General features: G+C 44.2%; 1 protein-coding gene. It reads right to left on the bottom strand.

What is annotated here, in order from left to right; genetic code table 11:
• A partial coding sequence (locus ACFOSV_RS17190) for a DUF7507 domain-containing protein (protein ID WP_449224155.1) occupies window positions 1-667 on the bottom strand: 667 nt, incomplete at both ends.

Below are 667 nucleotides of genomic sequence, written 5' to 3'. Positions count from 1 at the left end.
GGACTTCCAACATTTGGATCCAATGTTATATCTGCAGCGCTAGGATCATCTAACTGAATTCCTGAAATCTCTACATTTCCAGTGTTTGTCAGGACTGCTTCAAAAGGTATAACCTCCCCAGCCTGAGAATAAGTAGTTTGCCCCCCAGTTCCTGTACTTTTTACTAATGTCCATGATGGATTCTGATCAGCATCCACCGTAATCGTACTTGAAGTCAACGGACTAGTCAAATTTCCCGAAGGATCTGTTCCTGCAACGGTTGCCGTATTGCTATAGCTACCTGCATCTATATCGGCTTGGGTCACTGTATGAGAAGCAGTGTAGATCCAGGTTTCTCCCACATCCAACACGTCTGTAGGTGCGTTATCTCCAGCAGTAAGGGTAATGCCTCCTGTGGCCTTAGGGTCTGTTAGGACTACATTACTAATACTTACATTTCCAGTATTGGCTACCTGAATCTCGTAATTTATCACATCCCCAACGGCCGAATAGTCAGCAGTTGAAGTAGATTTGGTGATGGTCCAGTCTGGAGTTTGGATGGCAGTAATAGTAAATGAATCTGAAACTGGAGAGAGGTTTCCACCAGATGGGGTACCTGTAGCGGTAGCTGTGTTGGTATAGCTTCCATTGTCTAAGTCTCCTTGTGTGGTAAAATAAACAATCAGAT

Origin of the sequence: Algoriphagus namhaensis (assembly GCF_042649705.1) — a bacterium.
GTDB classification, from domain to species: Bacteria; Bacteroidota; Bacteroidia; order Cytophagales; family Cyclobacteriaceae; genus Algoriphagus; species Algoriphagus namhaensis.
Note: the sequence above shows the minus strand (reverse complement) of the source record. Positions and strands in the feature narration are given on the sequence as shown.